This is a genomic window from Streptomyces panacea (genome assembly GCF_040560175.1).
Classification (GTDB): Bacteria; Actinomycetota; Actinomycetes; order Streptomycetales; family Streptomycetaceae; genus Streptomyces; species Streptomyces panacea.
Window position 1 is genome coordinate 141,195 of sequence record NZ_JARJHW010000001.1, and the last position, 23,041, is coordinate 164,235.

Below are 23,041 nucleotides of genomic sequence, written 5' to 3' on the forward strand. Positions count from 1 at the left end.
AGAAAGGAGAGCCGCTCATGAGTACCTCGACCCCCGCACCACCAGGCACACCAGGCACCTCCGGCACACCCGGTGAGACACCCGACGAGCCCCGGCTGCCGCTGATCATCCGCGCCATGGGCGTCATCGAACGCGCCGGCAACGCCCTGCCGCACCCCTTCTGGCTGTTCTGGATCCTGTCCGGGATCCTCGCCGTCGTCAGCGCCGTACTCGCGGCGACGGACGTCTCCGTCATCTCGCCGGCCGACGACAAGACCGTGGCCGTCCAGAACCTGCTCAGCGGCGACGGACTCGCCATGGCGGTCTCGACGATGATCGAGAACTTCGCGACGTTCCCGCCGATGGCGACGATCGTCGTCGTCATCATGGGTGTGGCCGTCGCCGAACGCAGCGGATTCCTCGCCGCGTTGATGCGGGTCGGCGTCTCGCGCGTCCCCGCCTCGTGGGTCGTGTTCGCCGTGGCCTTCGCGGGCACCGTCGCCCATGTCGCCTCCGCCGCCGCCTACATCATCCTCGTGCCCCTCGGCGGGCTCGCCTTCCGCGCGGTGGGCCGCTCCCCGATCCTGGGCGTCGTCGTCGCGTACACCGCGATCGCCTCCGGATACGACGCCAGTCCGCTGCCCACGCCCAACGACGCCATCTTCGCGGGCATCACGACGGCCGCCGCGCAGATCGTCGGCGGGGACGACGCGTACGTGTCCCCGCTGAGCAACTGGTTCTTCAACATCGCCTCCTCGCTGCTGCTCGCCGTCGTGATCACACTGGTGACCAAGTTCGTGCTCAGCAAGCGGCCCGACCTGGACGCCGACCCCGACGCCGACCTGGACGACCTCGGTCGACTCACCCTCAGCGACCGGGAACGCTCCGCGCTGCGCCGCGCGGTGGCCGTGCTGCTGACGGCCGTCGTGGTCCTGACCGCCGCTCTCCTGCCGGTCTCCTCGCCGCTGCGCGGTGACGGCGGCAGCATCGTGGAATCCCCGTTCCTCGACGGCATCGCGGCCGTCGTCGCCTTCCTCTTCGGCCTGGTGGGCATCGTCTACGGCGTGCGCTCCGGCTCGATCAAGAAGGCCGCCGACGTGCCGAAGCTGATGGCCGAGGGCATCAAACAGATGGCGCCGGTACTGGTGCTCTTCTTCGCGATCGCCCAGTTCCTGGCGTACTTCGAGTGGACCCACATCGGCGATGTGCTCGCGGTCAACGCGGCCGAGGCGCTCCGGTCCAGTGGACTGCCGATCGTCGTCGTCTTCCTGTTGATCCTGCTCCTGCTGACGCTGGTGAACGTGATGGTGACCAGCGGCTCGGCGATGTGGGCACTGGCGGCGCCGGTGCTGGTTCCGATGCTGATGCTGGTGAGCGTCCCCGCGGAGACGACGCAGGCGCTGTTCCGGATCGCGGACTCCGGATCCACGGCGATCACGCCCATGAGCCCCTACTTCCTGATGGCGCTCGGCTTCCTCCAGCGCTACCGGAAGAACGCGGGCATCGGCACGCTCGCCTCGTACACCCTGCCGCTCGCCGTCGCGATGACCGCGGCCTGGACGCTGCTGTTCCTGGCGTGGTGGGCGCTCGGTATCCCCCTGGGTCCGGGGGCGCCCGTGCGCTGAGCGGGCCGATGACCGTGGGTGGCCCCGCCCGTGTACGGGCGGGGCCACCCACGGTCATGTGCTACCGGGACGCCGCGGCGTGGGACGCCGGGCCCGGCGCCGGGGCGTAGCCGGTGGGCCGGGCCGTGAAGGTGCCCCGGCCCTGCGTCCGGCTGCGCAACCGCGTCGCGTAGCCGAACAGTTCGGCCAGCGGCACCGTCGCGGTGACCACGGCCGTACCGGCACGCGCCGTCGACCCCGAGACCCGGCCGCGCCGGGCCGCCAGGTCACCGAGCACCCCGCCGACGGCGTCGTCGGGGACGGTCACGGTGACCTCGACCACCGGTTCCAGCAGGACCGTCGTGCCGGCCCGCAGAGCCTCGCGGAGCGCGAGCCGTCCGGCCGTGCGGAACGCCATCTCCGACGAGTCCTTCGGATGCGTCGCCCCGTCGGTCAGGATGACCCGTACCCCGGTCACCGGATGACCGCCGAGCGGCCCCTCGGCGAGCGCGTCCCGGCAGCCGGCCTCGACCGCCCGGACGTACTCCTGCGGCACGCGTCCGCCGACGACGGCCGAGCGGAACGCGAAGTCGAGCGCTCCACCACGGTCGTCCCCGGCCGATCGCGCCGCCTCCAACGGCTCGGTGTCGATGACGACATGCGCGAACTGCCCGGCCCCGCCGTCCTGCTTGACGTGCCGGTACACCAGCCCCGACACCCCGCGCGCGACCGTCTCGCGGTAGGCCACCTCCGGCCGGCCGACTCCGACGTCCAGCCCGTGGGCACGGCGGATCTTCTCCACCGCGACCTCCAGATGCAGCTCACCCATCCCCGACAGCACCGTCTGACCGGTCTCGGAGTCGGTCCGCACCGCCAGCGAGGGATCCTCCTCGACCAGCCGCGCCAGGGCCGTCACCAGCCGGTCGACGTCGGTGCGCCCGCGCGCCTCGACCGCCACGGAGACCACCGGATCGGCGACGGTCGGCGGTTCGAGGACCAGCGGGGCCGACGGTAGGCACAGGGTGGCGCCCGCGCGGGCCGCCTTCACCCCGACCACCGCGACGATGTCCCCGGCGACCGCCCGGTCCACCTCCGCGTGGCGGTCGGCCCGGACCCGCAGGATCCGGCTGATCCGCTCGGTACGCCGCGTACCCACGTCCAGCACCGCCTCTCCCTTTCCGACCGTTCCCGAATACACCCGCAGATACGTCAGCCGGCCCGTCGAGGTCGAGCTGACCTTGAACACCAGCGCCGCGAACGGCCCCGCCGGGTCGGCGGCCCGTTCCTCCTGGGCGCCGTCCCGTGTGCCGCGCACCGCCGGTACGTCCAGCGGTGACGGCAGGTAGGCGACGACCGCCTCCAGCAGCGGCTCGATCCCGCGGTTGCGGTACGCCGAGCCGCACAGCACCACGACACCCTCGCCGGAACGGGTCAGGTCACGCAGTGCGGCGGCCAACGTCCGCGCCGAGAGGGTCGATTCCGCGCAGAACTCCTCCAGCGCGAGCGGATGCAGCTCCGCCACGGCCTCCTCCAGCACGCGGCGGCGCCGGAGCGCCTCCTCGATGAGGGAGTCGGGCACGGGGCCCTCCTCGCAGGAGTCCGTGTCGCCGCCGGACCAGACGAGCGCGCGCATCCGGAGCAGGTCCACCACACCGGTGAAGCCGTCCTCCGTGCCGATCGGCAACTGCACCACCAGCGGCGCCGGATGCAACCGCCGGCGGATCGATTCGACGGCCGCGTCGAGATCGGCCCCGGCCCGGTCCAGCTTGTTGACGAACGCGATCCGGGGCACCCCGTGCCGGTCCGCCTGCCGCCACACCGACTCACTCTGCGGCTCGACCCCCGCGACCGCGTCGAACACCGCGATCGCGCCGTCGAGTACGCGCAGTGAGCGCTCGACCTCATCGGCGAAGTCGATGTGGCCCGGGGTGTCGATGAGGTTGATCCGGTGACCGTCCCAGTCGCAGCTCACGGCCGCGGCGAAGATGGTGATCCCACGGTCGCGCTCCTGCGGGTCGAAGTCCGTGACGGTCGTACCGTCGTGGACCTCACCACGCTTGTGGGTGGTGCCGGTGAGGTAGAGGATCCGCTCGGTGACGGTGGTCTTGCCGGCGTCGACATGGGCGAGGATGCCCAGGTTCCGGACAGCGGTGAGTCGGTCGGTGGTGCGCGGGTGGTTGGTGTGCAGGTCGGTACGCACGGCCCAGGGCCTTTCGGGGTGATCCACGGAGAAGGACGACGCGATTGCCCGGACGAAGCACCCCGACGCTGCGTGGCCAATCTCGTGGGTCATGCCCAACGAGGTTGCCCGTACAGCGGATTGACGGGGTATCAGACGTTCGTCACGGACATCCGGTACCGGCCGCGCAGCCGGCGCCGGGCGCCGGGAGACACCAGGATCACCTCGTACCGTGCCGGGGGAACGACAACAGCGGTGCGGTAGCGCACGGCCGGTCTCCCCTCACTGGTCACGGATCGCGCGCCGCGACGGTGTGCGGCGCGCGAGTTCGTGGTGAGTCTACGGAGAGCGGCGTGGCGGAGTCACCGGGTTTTCGCTCACGGCCGGGGCGGGCCTTCCACCGGTGACAGGCCCATGTCGTGGGACGCCCCCGCGAAGACAGTACGACTGCTGCCGTCGATCTTCGCCCGTGCCGACGAGTGTGAGGGCGGCCGAACGTGGGTAGCTTCGGCGCTCGGGGGTAGGCGCAGCGAATGGGCACCACCATCCCGGAGTCCGGGACGAGCAGATATCCGTTGACCGAGGACCAGGCCGGACTGCTGACCTGGGTGCGATGGGCGTACGCGGGCATGTCCGTTCTGGCAGCCGCGTGCCTGGCCTCCGCCCTGTGGGCGGGGCACCCCGGCGATCAGACGCTGTGGACCAGCGTGACCGGCGTACTCGCGTTCCCCGTTCTCACGTTGCTGTCGGTCCGTCAGTTGCACTGCCACCGGGCGGCGTTGGCGGCATTGGGCGAGAGGCGCCGTCGGCGGAGCCGCTAGCGGCGCCGTTGGGGTCCGACGAGCCCACACGGCCCGTCGCCCGCCGACCGGACGTCGGCCGACCGGACGTCGGCCCGGTACCGCCCGTCGGGCGACGGCGCCGTCGTGCGGCCGGAGTTCATCGCCGCCGCGCCCAACTCGACTCGTTCGCTCACTCGTTGAGTGTCACGTGGCACCGCCATGAGGCGCTGCCCGACCGCGCCCGGTCGTCTCGCGCTGCTCGCCGACCTGTTCGGCCGAAGCCGGGTTGAGTGGGAATTTCGCTGCATCCTTCGGATCGTGACGCGGATCGGTCAATAATTTCCAGTCCTCTGTCTTGCCGGTGGACTGTCATGTCCCTACGTTGTGGGGGGCCGCACCGTGCGCCGGGACGCGCACACCGCCGCCATGTACCGCGAACCGCGACCGCGAACCACGTACTCCGCATGCCGCCGCATGCCGCTCTTCCCCGCACCTCCACACGCAGAGCCGATTGCGAGGAACCCCGTGGCACTTTCCAGACGCACCGTCATCGCGTCCGCGATAGCCGGCGCCGGAGCGGCGGCCGGCCTGGCCGCCCAGACCGGGACCGCACAGGCGGCCGCCTCCCCACCCGGAGACGTCGTCGGCAAGATCACCGTCGGCTACCAGGGCTGGTTCGCCTGCTCCGGCGACGGCGCGCCCATCAACGGCTGGTGGCACTGGTCGCAGAACTGGGGCCAGTCGCCGTCCCCCGGCAACACCGCGATCGTGAGCTGGCCCGACGTACGCGACTACACCCACACCTACCGGACGGCCTACCCGGCGCTCGGCAACGGACAGCCGGCCGCGCTGTTCTCCTCGTACGACCAGCAGACCGTCGACACGCACTTCTCGTGGATGCAGCAGTCCGGCATCGACACCGCCGCCCTCCAGCGCTTCAACCCCAACGGCGGCGAGGGCGCGACCCGCGACGACATGGCGGTGAAGGTGCGCGGCGCCGCCGAGAAGTACGGGCGCAAGTTCTACGTGATGTACGACGCCACCGCGTGGACGAACATGCAGCCGGAGATGAAGGCGGACTGGCTCGCCAAGATGAAGGCGCTCACCGCGTCCCCGGCCTACGCCAAACAGAACGGCAAGCCGGTGGTCGGCATCTGGGGCTTCGGCTTCAACGAGCCCAACAAGACCTGGTCGGCCGCCGTCTGCCTGGACGTCGTCAACTGGTTCAAGGCGCAGGGCTGTTACGTGATGGGTGGCGTGCCCACGCACTGGCGGCGCGGCATCGAGGACTCACGGCCCGGGTACATGGACGTGTACCTCGCCTTCGACATGATCTCGCCGTGGATGGTCGGCCGGATCGGGGACATCGCGGGCGCCGACAACTTCTACGCCAACGTCAACACACCCGACCAGGCACACTGCGACGCCAACGGGATCGACTACCAGCCCTGTGTCCTGCCCGGCGACCTCCAGTCGGGCCACCGCGCGCACGGCGATTTCATGTGGCGGCAGTTCTACAACATGTGCCGGATCGGCGTGCAGGGCATCTACATCTCGATGTTCGACGAGTACAACGAGGGCAACCAGATCGCCAAGACCGCGGAGACCGCAGCGCACGTCCCGGTGGGTTCCGGCATCCGGGCGCTGGACGAGGACGGCACGGCCTGCTCGGCGGACTACTACCTGCGGCTCACGGGTGACGGCGGCCGGATGCTCAAGGGCCAGCTGGCGCTGACCCCGACCCGTCCCACACCGCCGGTCACCGGCGGCGGCGGCCCCAACCCGCCGACCGGCGACCTCGCGCTGAGCAGGGCGGCGAGTGCGAGCAGCCAGACGCAGAACTACGGCCCCGGCAACGCCGTCGACGGCAACGGGAACAGCTACTGGGAGAGCGCCAACAACGCGTTCCCCCAGTGGATCCAGGTCGACCTCGGCTCGGCCCTGCCGGTGCGCCGGCTCGTCCTGTCGCTGCCGCCGAACCCCGCCTGGGCTTCGCGCACCCAGACGCTGTCCGTCCTCGGCTCCACGAACGGGACGAGCTTCGCGACTCTGAGCGCCCCGGCCGCCCGCGTCTTCGACCCGGCGAGCGGGAACACGGTGACGGTCACCCTCGCGTCGCCGGCGACCGCCCGGTACGTACGGGTGCAGATCACCGGCAACAGCGGCTGGCCGGCTGGGCAGTTGTCCGGACTGAGCGTCTACGCGGACTGAGGCATCCTCGGCGGGCCCGGCCCCGGGGAAGACCCCGGGGCCGGGCCCGTCCGTTTGCCCGACTGCCGCTGTGAAACGTTCTATCCGCCCCATTGACCCTTGACGGAAGCCTGCCTTAGCGTCCGTGTCGAAGGAAATGAATCCTTTCATTTCTTGTCCTCCCGAGGGAGAACCGATGACCGACGACGGCACCGACGACGGCACGCACACGCCCGCGCCCACCCGCAGACGAGCCCTTCAACTCGCCGCCGCCACGGCAGCGGCGGCCGCGACGGCCGACGGCGCGGCGAGCTTCTGGCAGCCCGCGTACGCATCAGAGCCCGGCCCTCCCGCGCGCGGCGGTTCCGAGGGCTTCTCCGCCGCCCGGTTCGCCCGCCCGGGCACCGGCAGCATGCCGCTCGTCCTGTGGTTCTGGAACGGCACGGTGACCCCCGCCCTCGTGGACGCCACGCTCGCGGACATGCGGGACAAGGGAGTGACCGAGGTCCTGGTCTTCCCCTTCGACACCCCCGCGCTGCGCCCCGTCTTCTTCACCGAGGCGTGGTTCGACATCATCGAGCACACACTCCGCGAGGCGGACCGCCACCACATGCGGCTGTGGCTGTTCAACGACGACTTCTTCCCCAGCGGCCGGGCCGGCGGGTTCGTGGTGAACGGCGGCACGGTCGGCGGCCGGACCTACGAGCCGCGACCCGATCTGCGGGCCAGGAACCTGGGGCGCGGCACCGTCGACGCCGACGGCGGCGACGCGGTCACGCTGACCGCCCACGCCCTGACCGTCGCCGGCGGACGCCTGGGCGTGGACGCCGCCACGTACGACGGTGTCCGCGTCCTGAAACAGGGCACCGGGTGGGGCGATTACACGGTCACGGCCACGGTCCGCGTCGAGCGGGCCAACGCGGGCCTGATGGTGCGCTGTTCCGACGCGAGGAACGGCTATCTGGCCGACCTGCGGGCCGACGGCGGCGTCGACATCTGGCGCCAGAGGGACGGCGGCTTCACACTGCTGCGCCAAGGCGCCGCCGCCGACGGATTCGACGCCGACGCCGACCACGAACTCTCCGTCTCCGTCAAGGGATCGACCCTCACACCCGCACTGGACGGCGCCGCTCTCACCCCGGTGAGCGACACGGCCTTCGCCACCGGCACCGTCGGCGTACGGGCCACCGCCACGCAGCGCTCGTCCTGGAACGCCCTCACCGTCGTGGACCCCGCCGGTGCCCCGCTGTACACACAGAGCTTCGAAGTCCCCTCCGCCGCGGACGACTTCGAGACACCGGCCGACCTCGGGGACGTGGTCGCCGCCGCGGCCCGGCCCGCGGGCGCCACCGGTTCCGGCGTGATCGCCAGGATGATCGACCTCACCGAGGCCCTGAACGGTGACGGGGTCTGGACGGCGCCCGCCGGACGGTGGCAGGTGGACATCTACACCTCCCGGCCGCTCGCCGACGCCTCCGGCAGCCGGCGCAACTACCTCGACCTCCTGGACGACGAGGCGGTCGACCTCTTCCTGGACACCGTGCCGGGCGAGTATCTGCGCCGGTTCCCGTGGGCAATCGGCGGCGTACTGCGCGGCTTCGCCGACGACGAGCCGTTCATCGCGTCCGCCGACGCCGGATGGGGCAGACCGCCCTGGTCCCCGAGCCTGGTCGGCGAAGTCGGGCGGCTGAACGCGAAGGCGGGCCTCGGGGTCGTACTCACGGCGGTTCACGACGACCTCGGCGACGAGGGGGACCGGCTGCGGGGTGTCTTCTGGCGCGCCGTCTCCAACCGGTTCGCCGCCGCGTACTACCGGCGCGTCTCCACCTGGACCGGCGACCGGGGCCTGGAACTCGTCTCGAATCCGCTGTGGGACGAGTACGGCCCCGCCGAGCAGATCAAGAGCACCGGCAATCTCAACACCGCGCACCAGTGGGCCCAGGTGCCGGGCACCGACCTCATCTTCGACCACCTCCAGCGCGAGTACCACCGGATCCTGCCGCGCTGGCCGGCCAGCGCGGCCCACCAGATGGGGCGGCGGCGCGTCTATCTGGAAGCGATGGGCGGCACGGGATGGGCGGTCACCCCCGCCCTGACCCGCGAGGTGATCGGTGCGTTCGTCGTCCGCGGCGTCAACAAGGTCCTGCTGCACGCCCGATTCTCCGACGCGGACAACATCGTCTTCCCGCCGCCCTTCCAGCCGGTCAGTCCGTGGTGGGACCTCTCCACGCCCCTCAACGAGTGGATCGGGCGGCTCGTGGAGGCGGCGCGGGCCACGGCCAAGGCCCGCACCGCGCTCGTGCAGCCCCAGCGCGCCGCCGAATCCGTGCAGGACCGCCCCGAACAGAGCGCACTCGACGCCTCGTTCGTGGCCGCGATCCACGCGCTGGAAGACGTACAGATCGACTTCGACCTCCTGGACGAAGGCGCGCTGGACAAGGATCCCGCGCTCATCAAGCACGCCAGGACCCGCGGCTCCCGGCTGGCCGTCGGACACCAGGAGTACGGCATCGTCGTCCTGCCCCGGACGCCCTTGCTGTCGGTCGGGGCCGTGGAGGCGCTCACCGATTTCGTGGACGGCGGCGGTGTCCTCGTCGCCGTGGGCGATCTGCCGACACGCGAACCGGCGGGCAGGGACGACCAGTTGGCGAGGGCCCTGGACAGACTCTTCGCCGGCCGGAGCGCGCACCGTGCGAAGGACCCGGCGGAAGCGGCCTCGAAGGTCGCGTCGGCCGGTGGCGCCGCCGCGACACTCTCGCCCGCCCTGTCCGACGTCCGCGTACTGCGCCTGGAACGCGCCGGTGAGCAGTCGTTCCTCGTGCACAACGAGCGCGCGCGGGCGGTGGAGTTCACCGCGACGTTCCCCGCGCTGGGCGTCCCGGAGGTCTGGGATCCGGACACGGGCCGGACCGCACCGGCCGGTGTCTGGCGCCCGGCGCCGTTCCCCGGCGGCCCGGCCGGCGGGAAGGGGACGGCCGTACCGCTCCGTCTGGAGGCGAAGGCCGCGATAGCCGTCGTCTTCCGCACCCCGTCCCACGGCGAGCCCGCGCACGCGGTCGAGTCGAACGTGCCGGTGGAGCGTCTGACGGTCGACGGACGTACCGGGACCGCTACCGTACGCGTGGCCTCCGCGACGACTGTCCGCGTCGTGGCGCGACACGGCGACCGCCGGTACGAGGGCACCCTCACCGTCGGGGACCCGCTGACGCCCGTACCACTCGACGGTGACTGGGCCTTCCGCTTCGACCGTGACGGCGCGCCGAACACCCGCCGTCCGCTCGGCAGTTGGACGGATCTGGACCCGGCCCACTCCGGGTCCGCCCTCTACGAGCGCGAGTTCACCCTCGACGCGCGAACCCTGTCCGGACGCCGGTGGGGCCTGGACCTCGGCGAGGTGCGCGACGTCGCGGAGATCGCCGTGAACGGTACGGAACTGCCCGCCCGGCTCTGGACGCCGTACCGTTGCGACATCACGGCCGCACTGCGCGCGGGCACCAACGTCGTACGTGTGCGCGTCACCAACACCGGCGCCAACGCCCATGGCGACGCGCGGACTTCGGGGCTCCTCGGCCCGGTCCTCCTGTACCCGGAACGCCTCGAAAGGGTCCGCCTGACGCGTCGGCCCGGCTAAGTGCTGTCCCGTCATCCCCGGCGGGCGCACGACGACGGCTACGGCACCTCGCCGTGTTGTGGCGTTCCTGGCGCGGTGACGCGGCGGCCCCGGCCTGAGCAGGCTCAGCCGAGGAGCCGCAGGGTCGTCGACGATACGCCGACGCGGACCGTCTGGCCCCAGGTCAGGGTCAGCGCGTCCGACTCCATGCCGTCGCCGAAGGCGATCAGACGGTCGGACTCCACGGTGAGGCTCAGCCGTTCCGTGGGCGTCAGTTCGCCCGAGACGAGTGTGGTCCCGGTCGTGGGGGAGGGCCAGGCCTCTCGTACGAACCAGAGCAGCCGGCGGTCGACGGGGCCGGGGAGGGTGAGCGCGCTGCCGCGTTCCTGCCACAGTGAGCGCAGCCAGCCGGTGGCGCCGGTGCCGGTGCCGACGAGGACTCCGGACGACGCCTGGGCTTCGGCCGCCGCTCCGTCCTTGGCCCCGGCTTTCGGGGAGGTCGGCCCGTCGCCCGCGCTCAGGCGGTAGCGGATCGTCTGGTGGCCCGCCGGGCCGAGGCAGATCTCGTTGAGCGCGAGCAGCCGCTGGCTGTCGTCGGCGACCGCCTCCACCATGGTGAGTTCGTCGACGCCGCCGCGCCCCACCGCCCCGGCCAGGAGGGGACCCGCGTCGGCGGCGCGATGGCGCACCAGTACGCCGGGATTGCGGCCGGGATCGGTGTCGATGCCCACCACCGGCTGTCCCGACAGATACTTCGCCGCGTTCGCGACCAGCCCGTCCTGGCCGACCACGACCACGACGTCCTCCGGGCCGAAGAGGAACCGGTCCAGGTCCGCGCGTTCGACCCGGCTCCGCCGCCACCGGTCGGGCACGGCGGCGGCCACGTCGATGAGTGCCCGGTGTGTTCGGTGGTGCCGCTCGGCGACCTCACGGATGTCACGGTCGCGCGAGGAGAGGAAGAATGCGGCCTGACCGTGCGTGCCGTGCCGGGCCAGCAACTCCTCGTACTCGGTGGTGCGGTGGACCAGCACCGCACGCGGCGCGAGCGTCACGCCTGCTCCCCGTCCCGTCGTCCCAGTGTCGCCAGCAGGCCGGTCAGCACGTCGGGGGAGACGGTGACGCTGTCGATACGCGGCAGGTTCTCGGCGAGCCGGTCGACGGCCAGCGCGCGCAGGGTCGCCGCGTCCGCGTCGCCGTGCACCCGCAGCCAGTCGGCCTGGGCCCCCGCCCGTGCCTCGCCGGACCTGCGCGCCGCTTCGGCGTCGGCGGTCGCCAGCCGTACCCGCCGCGCCGCCTCGGCCTCCGTGCGTACGGCGTCGGCCGCCGCGCTCTCCTCGGCCTCACGGCGGGCGTTGGTGCCGCGCTGCTCGACCAACTGCTCCTCCTGGCGGGCCAGTTCGATCTGGCTCGCGAGTTCGTTCTCGGCGATGGCCCGCTCCCGCTGCACCGCCACGGCGCGCCGCTCGTACGTCGCCCGGTCAGCCTCCTGCTGGATCTGCTCGCGCGCCGGCGTCCGCAGCGCGCGTTCGACCTCGGCCTCCGGGCGGACGGCGACGACCCGTACGGTCACCACCTCCAGGCCGGTGGCGGGCAGCCGGGGCTCGGCGGCCAGCCCGCCGTCGATCCGGTCGCGTACGGCGGCGACGCCGTCGGACAGCGCGGCGGCCAGCGGCGTGCGGGCCAGGACGTCGAGCGCGTGCTGCTGGGCCGTCTCGGTGAGCAGCGTCGCGATCTGTTCGAGCGGGGCGCCGCGCCAGACACCGGTGTCGGGGTCGAGGGAGAAGTCCAGCCGGGCGGAGGCGAGCGCGGGATCGCTGATCCGGTACGTCACGGTGGCCTGGACTGTGACGTCCTGGAAGTCGGCGGTGCGGGCGTGGAAGGCCATCGCCAACTCCCGGTCGCTGACCGGCACTTCGGAGAGAGCGGCGGACAGCGCCCGGAACCAGAAGCTGAGCCCCGGACCGTCGTGGACCAGCCGTCCCCGCCGGTGATGGCGGATGTGGGCGGTGGGGGCGGAGCGGAGATGGCGCCGGCCGAGGCGCTTGGTGATGTCAGCCATGATGACCTCTTCTCGTCGGAATGACGATATCGAAGAGGGGGGTATATCGTCAACATGACGAGAGTGCGTACGGCCTCGCCCCCGGCCGTGACCGGCCGGGGGCGAGGAAGGTGGCGCGGGACTTCGAAGACAGGTCCTACGCCTTGGGCTCGATCCAGATGTTGCGGTAGCGCACCTTGTTCCCGTGGTCCTGGAGCCGGATGGCCCCGGTGGCCGTGGTCTCGGGGGCGCCGGCTCCCGTCGGCCCGTCGATCGCCACGTCGTTGTGGACGGTCTTGCCGTTCCACACCACGCTGACGCGGGCGTCCTCGGTCTTCTTCCCGTCGGCGCCGAAGCGGGCGGCACGGAACGTGATCTCGTACGTCTGCCAAGTCTCCGGCGCCGTCGAGGCGTTGAGGTCCGCGGCCTTCTTGGTGTAGATCGCCGCCGCCTCGTTGTTGGCGAGCTTCTCGACGCCGAACGAGTCCAGGATCTGGATCTCGTAGCGCTCCTGGAGATACACACCGCTGTTCCCGCGGTCCTGGCCGGTCACGTCCGGTGGCAGCTTCGGTACCCGGAACTCGACGTGCAGCTTGAAGTCTCCGAACGCCTGCTTGGTGCGGATGTCGCCGCAGCAGACCTCCATCGAATTCTCGTCGGACGACGGCCATCGGACATTACTGCCGTCGTTGTGCTGCCACTGCGAGCGGTCCTTCCCGTCGAACAGGGTGATGCGACTGTCCTTGGGGTGGACGGAGATCAGGTCGAGATTGACATGGCCGGTGTCGCCCTCGTCGTACCGGTACGCGATGGTGTTGGCCCCGCGGCTGAGCGGCAGCGACTCGGTCTTGGTCGCCCAGCCGTCCCACTTGCCGGTGCTGGGCAGGATGGTCTGTTTCATCTTGCGGCCGTTGACGTAGACGCTCACGGTCTTGTCCCCGACGAAGGGGTTCGGGCCGTTGGCGTAGCGCAGTCCGACGTCGTACTTGCCCGCCTTGGCCGTCCGCACGTCGAACGTGGTGGTGGCGCCCTGCGTCCCGTAGCTGTCGACGAAGCCGCCGCCCGAGTGGCCCGCGTGCTCGGTGTCGACACGCGCGCCGCCGGTCAGCGCGGCCTCCTCCGCCTCGTACTGCGTCTTCGGCTGCTCGTCGCCGACAAGGGAGTTGAGGGTGTACCAGGCCTCGGTGCTCCACAGCGTCCCGCCGCCCTCGGCGCTGAACGGCCGCGGCGAGCGGATGTGGACCACACGGTTGGACTTGAGGCCGTCGATGGCGAGGGTGACCTTCTTGCCGTCGGCGGACACGGTGGCCGACCGCACCTTCAGCGTCTCCTCGTCGATCTTGGGGCCGCCGTAGTCGGGGGTCGGGGCGTAGTGCCACTGCTCGACCTCGTACCGGTCGGCCAGCTGGGCGACGGTCTCGGCGGAGAGCGGCTTGGTGTATTCGAGCTCGAAGCCGCCCGGCTTGGCGCGCATCGCCAGGATGTCGAAGGCGTCCTGGCCGTTCGGCGTCAACTTCTGGAGGCCGTACTGGAGTTTGCCCTCCTGGCCCCAGTTGCCGCCGGCGCCCAGACCACCGGCGTAGATCGCGCCGTCCGGGCCCATGCTGATCCGGTTGACACCTGCTTCCAGCCCCTGCGTCATCCGGAAGACCGCGCCCTGGTACTCGCCCTTGACCTTCTCCAGGTAACCGCGCTGAAGGCCGCCGTACGTGACGTCACCGAAGACCATCTGCCCGGCGTACGGTCCCTCCTTCAACAGCAAAGGAGTGCTGGGGGAGTTGGCGATCTCGTTCTGCGGCAGCCACAGCACCGGCTTGGTGACCGGCTTGGCGTCGAACGGGCCCGCCGGGTTCGTGTAGTGGTTGAAGAAGCGGTCCTGCTTGATGTGGACCAGCTTGGAGGAGGGCAGCCAGCCGCCCTGGTTGTCGGTCACGAAGATGTCGCCCTCGGGGCCCCATCCGATGCCGTTGGGCGTACGCAGGCCACCGGCCACGTAACTGATCGCGCCGGTCTCCTTGTTGACCTTGATCGTGGAGCCGCGGTTCTTCGCGGGCTGCGGATTCGTCGTCGCGCCGCCCAGGTTGATCGCGACCGACAGGTTCAGATAGAAGAAGCCGTCCTGGTAGAGCAGCCCGAACGCGAACTCGTGGAAGTTCCCGCCGTACGGCCAGGCGGCGACCTTGCGGTAGGTGTTGGTGACGTCGTCGCCGTCGGTGTCCTGAAGCTCCGTCAGCTCGTGCTTCTGCGACACGTACAGCGAACCGTCGACGTACTTGATCCCCTGCGGCTCCTTGAGGCCCTGGGCGATCTTCTTGGCCTTCACCTTCTCCGGCCCCGTGCTGCCCGTGACACCGCTGAGGAGGTAGACCTCGCCGGTGGTGTTGTCGGTGCCGCCCCAGGTGGTGACGGCCAGCCGGCCGTCGGGCAGCCAGTCCATCGCCGTGACCTGCGGTTCGAACCCGCTCGGCCGGAGGTCGGTGAGCGTGTAGCCGGGGTGCACGCTGTTCAGGGGCAGGCCGTCGCCGGGGGAGTCCCTGACGCCCTCGCACTCCTTGCGGCCCGGGGCCGTCACGCGTACGACATCGGCGTCCGTGCTCAGGACGGAGTTGGGTACGACGGCGAAGCCGGCGGCGCCCGGCGGGCGCCAGGCGAGGGTGATGTTCTGGCCGCCGGCGCGGTCGAAGTGCTCGATACGCAGCGAGTGGTAGCCGGCCGTCAGGGTGACCGTGCCGTCCTTGGGGTCCGCGCCGTGCAGACCGTCGTGGTCGATGACGACCCGGTCGTCGATCAGCAGCCGCGAACCGTCGTCGCTGGTCAGCCGGAAGGCGTAGGAACCGTCCTGCGGGACATCGATGTTGCCGATGACCTGCGACACGAAGTTGTCGCCGATCCCGCCGAAGTCGTCGGTCGAGGACCAGTCGATGGTGGGCATCAGCTTGTCGACGTTCGGGGTCTGCGCGGGCTTGAGGACGCAGATCTTCTCCAGCGGCACCTGCACGTCGTACACGCGCAGTGTCACCCCCGGCTCCTGCGGCGGCAGTTCACGGGTGACGGGATCGGCCGCGACGGGGTCGGCCGCGATGGCCGGGGTCGACATGAGGCCGGTGGCGAGGAGCGAGACGGTGAGCAGACTGAGCAGACATCTGCGCAGGCGGCGGCTCGGTCTTTGATCCATTCTTCCTCCTGGCACTTCGCGCACCGGGAAGAACACCCCTGTCCCTGGGCGGAGTTCACCGCCGGGGCTGGCCCTTCGATCCGGATGCGGAGGTCTGGCGACGGATGCGGACGTGGCGCTCTGGCGGTTCGCGGCTCGACCAATGGTTCGTGTCATGTACGCCATCAGTCGACATCGAGCGAAAGACTAGAGACTTCTGTCGGGACCGTCCATACTTTGTCACGCATCAGCGGAAAGTCCTCGACGGCGGATCGCCTCGGGCGGTCCGTGATCAATCGACCTACAAGGGCCTTCGAACCCGTGCGCATGGTGTGGGTATCGGCTCCGAGACCATGGACGCGGGCGTCGTCCCCGCGGGATCCTTCCCCGTCGCGGTCGACGCCTCGCCGGAGAGCGTTCGGTGGGGGCTGACGGTGACGCGGCCGGAGTAGTGCCGGGGGTCGCGGACAGCCGCAGGGCCCGCGCACCGTCGTAGCAGGCGCCACCGCTCCCGCCCGCAAGACCCCGTTCAGCCGCGGGAGCGGTGGCCCAGCCGTACCGACAGGGCTTCCGCGCCCTTCGTGGCCAGTTGGGCCAGCTCGTCCTCACGGGTCTCGGTCCAGCGGATCATCGGGACGGAGATCGAGAGCGCGGCCACGACCCGGCCCCTTCTGTCGCGGACCGGGGCGGCCACGCAGCTCACGTCCGAGTTGGACTCACGGTGCTCCACCGCGATGCCGCGCTGTCTGATCCCGGCGAGCGCCGTCCGCAGCACAGCCGGGTCGGTGATGCTGTTGGCGGTCATGGCGGCCAACTCGCCGCCCGTGAGCCGGGCGTCGAGTTCGGGCTCCGGGAGTGACGCCAGCAGCATCTTGCCGACCGAGGTGCAGTGGGCGGGCAGCCGACGGCCCGCCGCCGAGACCATCCGGACCGTGTGGGTGGAGTCCACCTTCGCGATGTAGATGACGTCGAGGCCTTCGAGGATCGCGACGTGCACGGTCTCGTCGCAGGTCTCCGCGATGTCCCGCGCGACCTGCCCGCCCTCGGCGGCGAGGTCGAGCTGCTCCGCGTAACGGCTGCCGAGCTGGTAGGCCCGCACGCCGAGGCGGTAGCGGCCGGGCTGCTCGGGGATCGCCTCCAGATACGACCGGGCGGCGAGGGTGGTGAGCAGTTCGTGCACGGTGGTGCGTGGCAGCCCCAGCCGGCGGACGACATCGGGCGCGGAGAGCTTCCCGTCGCCCTCCAGGAACAGTTCGAGAATGTCGAACGCCCGCGTCACCGCGGGGACCAGCCGCCCCATGTCCGCCCCCCACCGTCGTGTTCGATACTCCGGCCATCGGTCGGAGTGACGAACAAAGGCTAACCGCTGCACGCACCATTGACACCCCTCCGCCGGCTGTTTACGGTCACGCCAGCATTTCGAACGCATGACGAAATATCGAACAGCTCTCGCGATCAACCTTGAGGGGCACCGCAGTGCGCATCACGGGAATCAGCACCCATGTCGTCGGCACGCCCTGGCGCAACCTCACCTACGTCCTGGTCCACACCGACGAGGGGCTGACCGGCGTCGGCGAGACACGGATGCTCGGCCGTACCGACGCACTGGTGGGCTATCTGCGCGAGGCCGAGGCCAACCACATCGCGGGCTCGGACCCGTTCGCGGTCGAGGATCTGGTCCGCCGCATGAAGTACGGCGACTACGGGCGGGCCGGCGAGATCGTGATGTCGGGCATCGCCGTGGTGGAGACGGCCTGCTGGGACATCAAGGGCAAGGCCCTCGGCGTCCCGGTGTGGCAGTTGCTCGGCGGGAAGGTGACCGACCGGGTCAAGGCGTACGCGAACGGCTGGTACACCACGGAGCGCACCCCCGAGGCGTACCACCAGGCCTCCGAGGCGGTCGTGGCACGCGGTTACCGCGCCCTGAAGATCGACCCGTTCGGCACGGGCCACTTCGAGCTGGACCGCGCCGGGACCCGCTACGCGGTGTCGCTGATCGAGGCCGTACGGGACGCGATCGGCCCCGACACCGAGCTGATGCTGGAGATGCACGGACGGTTCAGCCCGGCCACGGCGGTACGGCTGGCGCGCGAACTGGCCCCGTACGACCCGGCCTGGCTGGAGGAGCCCGTACCGCCGGAGAATCTTCAGGCGCTGAGCAAGGTCGCCGGGAAAGTGGACATCCCCCTCGCGACCGGTGAACGCATCCACGACCGCATCGAGTTCCGTGAGCTGTTCGCCTCGCAGGCCGCCGACATCATCCAGCCGGACGTCGGCCACATCGGCGGCATCCTGGAGGCGCGGAAGCTCGCCGCCACCGCCGAGACGCACTACGTGCTGGTGGCCCCGCACAACGTCGGCGGGTCCGTGCTGACGGCGGCCAGTCTCCAACTCGCCGCCTGTACGCCGAACTTCAAGATCCTGGAGCACTTCAACGACTTCGCCGACGCGGAGATCAAGAAGATCGTCACGGGCGCGCCCGAGATCGACCCGGAGACGGGCTGCTTCGAGATCTCGCACGCGCCCGGACTCGGCGTCGAGTTCGACGCGGACGCGGCGGCCGAATTCCCGCAGCAGCAGGCCCGGTTCGACCTCTGGGCCGAGGGCTGGGAGAAGCGCGACCCGAAGGCGCCCCGATGAGCGCCCCGGCCCCCGCCCCGAGCCGAGGCCGCGCCATCGTCGTCGACCGGCCCGGGGCCCACCGGCTCGTCGAGCGCGAGCGGCCCGTCCCCGGATCCGGCGAGGTGCTCGTGAGGGTCGCCGCCGCCGGGATCTGCATGAGCGACCGCGAGGTGTACGACGGCCGCCGCGACCCGGCGTACGTCCGCTACCCGGTCACCCCCGGCCACGAATGGTCCGGCACCGTCGAGGCGGTGGGCGAGGGAGTGGAACCGGCACTCGTCGGCAGACGCACCGTCGCCGAGGGCTTCCGCACCTGCGGCACCTGCGAGCGGTGCCGCGCCGGCGACACCTCGCTCTGCACGAGTGGCTACGACGAGACGGGCTTCACCCGGCCGGGCGCCTTCGCCGACCATGTGACCGTCCCCGCACGGCTGTTGCACCCCCTGGCCGACGACGCCGACCTACGGGCCGCCGCCCTCCTGGAGCCGGCCGCCGTGGTCGCCGGAGCCGTACGGGCCGGGTGTCCGGAGCCCGGCGAGCGGATCGCCGTCGTCGGCGCCGGCACGCTCGGACTGCTCGCCGTCCAGCTTCTCGCCGCCTACGCGCCGGGCGAGCTGACGGTCGTCGAACCGCGCACCACCCGCGCCGCCCTCGCACCCGCCTTCGGCGCGCACGAGGTCATCAGCCCCGCCGAGGCCGAGAGCCGGCGTGGCCGCTACGACCTCGTGGTCGAGACGGCGGGCGCGCCCACCACGGCGGCCTCGTCCTGCCTGCTGGCGCGGCGCGGCGGGCGGGTCGTGCTCACCGGCATGTTCACGACCGGCGCGACCGGCATCGACCCCGTCCATCTGTCATTCGGGCAGCTGACCGTACGCAGCGTCTTCGGCGCCCCGTCGGCCGCCTGGTCCTTCGCCGTACGCGCCTTCACGGCGGGCCTGCTCGACCCCGGCCCGCTGATCACCCACGAGTTCCCGCTGGAGCGGTACGCCGAGGCCGTCGCGCTCGTCGGCGGCGGCGACCCGGACACGGGGAAGGTGCTGCTGCGCCCCTGACCCCGCCGGTCCGGCGCGCCGCGACAGCGCCGTATCGCAAGACCCGAACGTAGTTCGGGATATCGAACACCCGTAAACGCCCTGGACGCCTTGGACGCCATGAACGCGAGCAAAGAATCGACAGGCAGCGACCGAAGGACATGTCCGTTGACCGACGTACCAACCCCCGGCCCCCGCCGCCCCGGTGAGCAGGCGCTCGCCGCGCTCGGCCTGGCCGCGCCCGACGACCACCCCGCCGACGCGTCCCCGCACACCTTCCCCGACGGCGGCACCTGGCGCACCGAGATCCCCTCCGTCGAGGGCCCCGAAGTCCTCACCGAAGTCCTCAAGGAAGCCGCCCGCCTCGATGTGCCGATCCACCGGATCAGCCAGGGCAGCGGTGTCTGGATGCTCACCGACGACGAGATCACCGAGATGGCCGGCGCCTGCGCGGCGCGCGACATCGAGCTGTGCCTGTTCACCGGCCCGCGCGGCACCTGGGACATCGGCGCGGCCACGCGCACCGACTCCGGCGGCGCCGGTCTGCGCGCCCGGGGCCACGACGCCCTCGCCGGCTGCGTCGAAGACGCCCTGCGCGCCGCCGAGTTGGGCGTCAAGTGCCTGCTCGTCGCGGACGAGGGGGTGCTCTGGTCGCTGCACCGGCTGCGTACGCGAGGCATCCTGCCCGCCGACACCACGCTGAAGGTGTCGGCGCTCATCGGGCCGGTCAACCCCGCCTCGTACGCGGTCCACGAGGGCCTGGGCGCCGACTCCCTCAACATCCCCTCCGATCTCGCCCTCGCCCACTTCACCGAGATCCGCCGCGCCAGCCGCGCCCCGATGGACCTCTACATCGAGGCGCCGGACGACCTCGGCGGCTACGTCCGGATGTACGAGACCGCCGAACTGATCCGGCGTGGCGCGCCCCTGTACCTCAAGTTCGGTCTCTCCAAGGCGCCCGGCATCTACCCGTACGGCGCCCATCTGCGCGATCTCACCCTGGCCACCGCCCGCGAACGCGTACGGCGAGGCCGGCTCGTCCTCGACCTGCTCGCCCGGCACGGCGCCGACGGCGGGATGTCGCCGCTCGGCTCGCGCCTTCCCGGACCACTCAACCGTTTCCCCCTTCCTTAAGGACAAGGACTGATGACCATGCGCACCAGCCGCGCCGCACGCACCGTCGCCGTCGCCTCACTCGCCCTCGCGCTGACCGCCTGCGGCCAGAGCGGCGACGGCGGGGGCAAGGAGGAGAAGAAAGGCGGCAAGGGCTCCACCGTCGGCATCGCGATGCCGACCAAATCGTCCGAGCGCTGGATAGCCGACGGCCGCAACATGGTCGCCGAGTTCAAGAAGCTCGGCTACAAGACCGACCTCCAGTACGGCGAGGACGACGTCGACCAGCAGGTGTCCCAGATCGAGAACATGATCACGAAGGGGGTCGACGTCCTCGTCGTCGCCTCCATCGACGGGCGGGCGCTGGGCGACGTACTCGGCCAGGCCGCCGACCAGGGCATCAAGGTCATCGCCTACGACCGGCTCATCCTCGGCAGCCCGAACGTCGACTACTACGCGTCCTTCGACAACGAGAAGGTCGGCGTTCTCCAGGCGACGTACATCATCGACAAGCTCGGCCTGAAGGACGGCGGCGACGACCAGGACCCCTTCGCCATCGAGCTGTTCGCCGGTTCGCCGGACGACAACAACACCCGCTACTTCTTCCAGGGCGCCTGGAAGACCCTCAAGCCGTACATCGACAAGAAGCAACTCGTCGTCAAGAGCGGCCAGACACAGCTCGACCAGGTCACCACACTGCGCTGGGACGGCGGCACCGCGCAGCGGCGGATGGACGACCTGCTCACCAAGTCGTACGGCTCCGGGGACGTCGACGCCGTGCTCTCGCCCTACGACGGAATCTCCATCGGCATCCTCTCCGCACTGAAGTCGGACGGCTACGGCACCTCCGCCAAGCCCTATCCGGTCGTCACCGGCCAGGACGCGGAGGTCGCCTCGGTCAAGTCGATCGTCGCCGGACAGCAGACGCAGACCGTGTACAAGGACACCCGGGCGCTGGCCAAGCAGGCCGTCCAGATGGCGGACGCCGTACTGAACGACAAGAAGCCCGAGGTCAACGACGAGAAGACGTACGACAACGAGAAGAAGGTCGTCCCCGCCTATCTGCTCGACCCGGTCAGCGTCGACAAGGCCAACTACCAGGCCGCTCTGGTCGACTCCGGCTACATCAAGGCGAGTGACCTGAAGTGAGCGCACCCGTCCTGGAGATGCGCTCCATCGGCAAGACCTTCCCCGGGGTCAGGGCGCTCTCCGACGTCACCCTCAACGTCGCCCCGGGGGAGGTGCACGCCATCTGCGGCGAGAACGGGGCGGGCAAGTCCACGCTCATGAAGGTCCTCAGCGGGGTTCATCCGCACGGCAGTTACGACGGCGAGATCCTCTTCCAGGGCTCGCCCTGCGCCTTCAAGGACATCGGCGCCAGCGAGGCGCGCGGCATCGTGATCATCCATCAGGAGCTGGCCCTCGTACCGTACTTGTCGATCGCAGAGAACATCTTCCTCGGCAACGAGCACGCCAGGCACGGGATCATCAGCTGGAACGAGACGCTGAGACATGCCGCCGCACTGCTCAAGCGGGTCGGACTCGCCGAGCACCCGGGGACCCGGGTCGCCGACATCGGCGTGGGAAAGCAGCAGTTGGTGGAGATCGCGAAGGCCCTCGCCAAGGAGGTGAAGCTGCTCATCCTCGATGAGCCGACCGCCGCGCTCAACGACGGGGACAGTGCCCAACTCCTCGTTCTGATAAGGGAATTGCAGGCGCAGGGCATCACCTCGATCATCATCTCGCACAAGCTCAACGAGATCGCGGAAGTGGCCGACTCCGTCACCATCCTCCGCGACGGCCGCACCATCGAAACCCTCGACGTGCGGGCCGAGTCGACCACCGAGGACCGCATCATCCGCGGCATGGTGGGCCGCGACCTCGACCACCGCTTCCCCGAACGCACCCCGTACGACGGCGATCCCGAGGCGCGGCCCGCGCTGGAGATCCGCGACTGGACCGTGCACCACCCGATCGACCAGCAGCGCAAGGTGGTCGACAACGTCTCGATCCATGTCCGCCGGGGCGAGATCGTCGGAATCGCCGGTCTGATGGGCGCGGGCCGCACCGAACTCGCGATGAGCGTCTTCGGACGCAGTTACGGCCGCAACATCAGCGGGACCGTCTTCAAGGACGGCCGGGAGATCCGTACCAGGACCGTGCCCGACGCCGTGGGACACGGCATCGCGTACGTCACCGAGGACCGCAAGCAGTACGGGCTCAACCTCATCGACACCATCGGGCGCAACATCACCCTCAGCGCCCTGCCGAAGGTGTCGCGGCGCGGCATCGTCGACGAGCACGAGGAGACCCGCGTCGCCGAGTCCTACCGCCGGAGCATGAACATCAAGGCCCCGACGGTCTTCGAACAGGCCGGCCGGCTCTCGGGCGGCAACCAGCAGAAGGTCGTCCTCAGCAAGTGGATCTTCGCCGGTCCCGACGTCCTCCTGCTCGACGAGCCCACCCGGGGGATCGACGTCGGCGCCAAGTACGAGATCTACACGGTCATCGACCGGCTCGCCGCGGAGGGCAAGGCCGTCGTCTTCATCTCCTCCGAACTCCCGGAGCTGCTCGGGATGTGCGACCGCGTCTACACGATGGCGGCCGGCCGGCTCACCGGTGAGGTCCCGCGCGCGGACGCGACCCAGGAAGTGCTGATGCGCCACATGACCAGGAACACGAGGTAGACGACATGGGTGACGACATGGGTCCGGCCACCACCGACCTCTCCAAGTCCCC

At 70.6% G+C, this 23,041-nt stretch carries 15 protein-coding genes; 9 read left to right on the top strand and 6 right to left on the bottom strand.

Annotated features, from left to right (window positions below):
- The first annotated feature begins 17 nt into the window (after window positions 1-17).
- Window positions 18-1,604, top strand: a complete 1,587-nt coding sequence (locus tag P3L51_RS00645) for an AbgT family transporter (RefSeq protein WP_354602983.1) — start codon at window positions 18-20, stop codon at window positions 1,602-1,604.
- A 61-nt stretch (window positions 1,605-1,665) separates the two neighbouring features.
- Here the strand turns inward: P3L51_RS00645 and fusA are convergent, their stop codons facing one another.
- Window positions 1,666-3,783 (bottom strand): elongation factor G, encoded by a 2,118-nt coding sequence (fusA, locus tag P3L51_RS00650; RefSeq protein ID WP_354602984.1) that lies wholly within the window; start codon window positions 3,781-3,783, stop codon window positions 1,666-1,668.
- Window positions 3,784-4,295: 512 nt separating this feature from the next.
- Here fusA and P3L51_RS00655 point away from each other — a divergent pair.
- Window positions 4,296-4,583 (top strand): hypothetical protein, encoded by a 288-nt coding sequence (locus P3L51_RS00655; protein ID WP_354602985.1) that lies wholly within the window; start codon window positions 4,296-4,298, stop codon window positions 4,581-4,583.
- On the opposite strand, the gene P3L51_RS00660 is transcribed toward P3L51_RS00655, so the two are convergent.
- Window positions 4,580-4,738 (bottom strand): hypothetical protein, encoded by a 159-nt coding sequence (locus P3L51_RS00660; protein WP_354602986.1) that lies wholly within the window; start codon window positions 4,736-4,738, stop codon window positions 4,580-4,582. The two genes, P3L51_RS00655 and P3L51_RS00660, sit on opposite strands and share 4 nt — an antisense overlap.
- 331 nt (window positions 4,739-5,069) lie before the next feature.
- Between P3L51_RS00660 and P3L51_RS00665 the strand changes: the two genes are divergently transcribed.
- Window positions 5,070-6,755, top strand: coding sequence for a glycoside hydrolase family 99 protein (locus tag P3L51_RS00665; protein ID WP_354602987.1), 1,686 nt, complete (start codon window positions 5,070-5,072; stop codon window positions 6,753-6,755).
- 175 nt (window positions 6,756-6,930) lie between these two features.
- The gene (locus P3L51_RS00670; RefSeq protein ID WP_354602988.1) at window positions 6,931-10,365 is read left to right on the top strand and encodes a glycosyl hydrolase; all 3,435 of its coding nucleotides are present in this window, start codon (window positions 6,931-6,933) and stop codon (window positions 10,363-10,365) included.
- Between the two features lie 104 nt (window positions 10,366-10,469).
- Here the strand turns inward: P3L51_RS00670 and P3L51_RS00675 are convergent, their stop codons facing one another.
- The 4 genes from P3L51_RS00675 to P3L51_RS00690 all read right to left on the bottom strand — a co-directional run bounded on the left by P3L51_RS00675 (window position 10,470) and on the right by P3L51_RS00690 (window position 16,836).
- A complete protein-coding gene (locus tag P3L51_RS00675) occupies window positions 10,470-11,396 on the bottom strand; it encodes a hypothetical protein (protein ID WP_354602989.1) in 927 nt (308 codons plus the stop codon).
- Window positions 11,393-12,403 (bottom strand): SPFH domain-containing protein, encoded by a 1,011-nt coding sequence (locus P3L51_RS00680; RefSeq protein WP_354602990.1) that lies wholly within the window; start codon window positions 12,401-12,403, stop codon window positions 11,393-11,395. Before P3L51_RS00680 ends, P3L51_RS00675 begins: the two co-directional genes overlap by 4 nt.
- 136 nt (window positions 12,404-12,539) lie before the next feature.
- Window positions 12,540-15,557: a 3-keto-alpha-glucoside-1,2-lyase-like domain-containing protein gene (locus P3L51_RS00685; RefSeq protein WP_354602991.1), complete on the bottom strand. Its 3,018-nt coding sequence runs from the start codon at window positions 15,555-15,557 to the stop codon at window positions 12,540-12,542.
- A gap of 508 nt (window positions 15,558-16,065) precedes the next feature.
- Window positions 16,066-16,836, bottom strand: a complete 771-nt coding sequence (locus P3L51_RS00690; protein WP_354602992.1) for an IclR family transcriptional regulator — start codon at window positions 16,834-16,836, stop codon at window positions 16,066-16,068.
- A gap of 176 nt (window positions 16,837-17,012) precedes the next feature.
- On the opposite strand from P3L51_RS00690, the gene P3L51_RS00695 reads away from it, so the two are divergent.
- The 5 genes from P3L51_RS00695 (at window position 17,013) to mmsA (ending at window position 22,989) form a co-directional block, all read left to right on the top strand.
- On the top strand, window positions 17,013-18,176 hold the full coding sequence (locus P3L51_RS00695; RefSeq protein WP_354602993.1) for a mandelate racemase/muconate lactonizing enzyme family protein: 1,164 nt from the start codon (window positions 17,013-17,015) through the stop codon (window positions 18,174-18,176).
- Window positions 18,173-19,210 (top strand): zinc-dependent alcohol dehydrogenase, encoded by a 1,038-nt coding sequence (locus P3L51_RS00700; protein WP_354602994.1) that lies wholly within the window; start codon window positions 18,173-18,175, stop codon window positions 19,208-19,210. The genes P3L51_RS00695 and P3L51_RS00700 overlap by 4 nt, the downstream gene beginning before the upstream one ends.
- A 99-nt stretch (window positions 19,211-19,309) precedes the next feature.
- Window positions 19,310-20,323 carry a hypothetical protein gene (locus tag P3L51_RS00705; protein ID WP_435594345.1) on the top strand — a complete coding sequence of 338 codons (1,014 nt, stop codon included), beginning with the start codon at window positions 19,310-19,312 and terminating at the stop codon, window positions 20,321-20,323.
- Window positions 20,324-20,341: 18 nt separating this feature from the next.
- Window positions 20,342-21,451 (top strand): multiple monosaccharide ABC transporter substrate-binding protein, encoded by a 1,110-nt coding sequence (chvE, locus tag P3L51_RS00710; protein WP_435594347.1) that lies wholly within the window; start codon window positions 20,342-20,344, stop codon window positions 21,449-21,451.
- Window positions 21,448-22,989, top strand: coding sequence for a multiple monosaccharide ABC transporter ATP-binding protein (mmsA, locus tag P3L51_RS00715; protein WP_354602997.1), 1,542 nt, complete (start codon window positions 21,448-21,450; stop codon window positions 22,987-22,989). Before chvE ends, mmsA begins: the two co-directional genes overlap by 4 nt.
- Window positions 22,990-23,041: the final 52 nt, after the last annotated feature.

What these genes read in the sequence shown, in the direction of transcription:
- P3L51_RS00700 (WP_354602994.1), top strand. Translation starts at nt 18,173, where the DNA reads ATGAGCGCCCCGGCCCCCGCCCCGAGCCGAGGCCGCGCCATCGTCGTC.
- P3L51_RS00705 (WP_435594345.1), top strand. Translation starts at nt 19,310, where the DNA reads ATGAACGCGAGCAAAGAATCGACAGGCAGCGACCGAAGGACATGTCCG.
- P3L51_RS00645 (WP_354602983.1), top strand. Translation starts at nt 18, where the DNA reads ATGAGTACCTCGACCCCCGCACCACCAGGCACACCAGGCACCTCCGGC.
- P3L51_RS00690 (WP_354602992.1), bottom strand. Translation starts at nt 16,836, where the DNA reads ATGGGGCGGCTGGTCCCCGCGGTGACGCGGGCGTTCGACATTCTCGAA.
- chvE (WP_435594347.1), top strand. Translation starts at nt 20,342, where the DNA reads ATGCGCACCAGCCGCGCCGCACGCACCGTCGCCGTCGCCTCACTCGCC.
- P3L51_RS00670 (WP_354602988.1), top strand. Translation starts at nt 6,931, where the DNA reads ATGACCGACGACGGCACCGACGACGGCACGCACACGCCCGCGCCCACC.
- P3L51_RS00655 (WP_354602985.1), top strand. Translation starts at nt 4,296, where the DNA reads ATGGGCACCACCATCCCGGAGTCCGGGACGAGCAGATATCCGTTGACC.
- P3L51_RS00685 (WP_354602991.1), bottom strand. Translation starts at nt 15,557, where the DNA reads ATGGATCAAAGACCGAGCCGCCGCCTGCGCAGATGTCTGCTCAGTCTG.
- P3L51_RS00680 (WP_354602990.1), bottom strand. Translation starts at nt 12,403, where the DNA reads ATGGCTGACATCACCAAGCGCCTCGGCCGGCGCCATCTCCGCTCCGCC.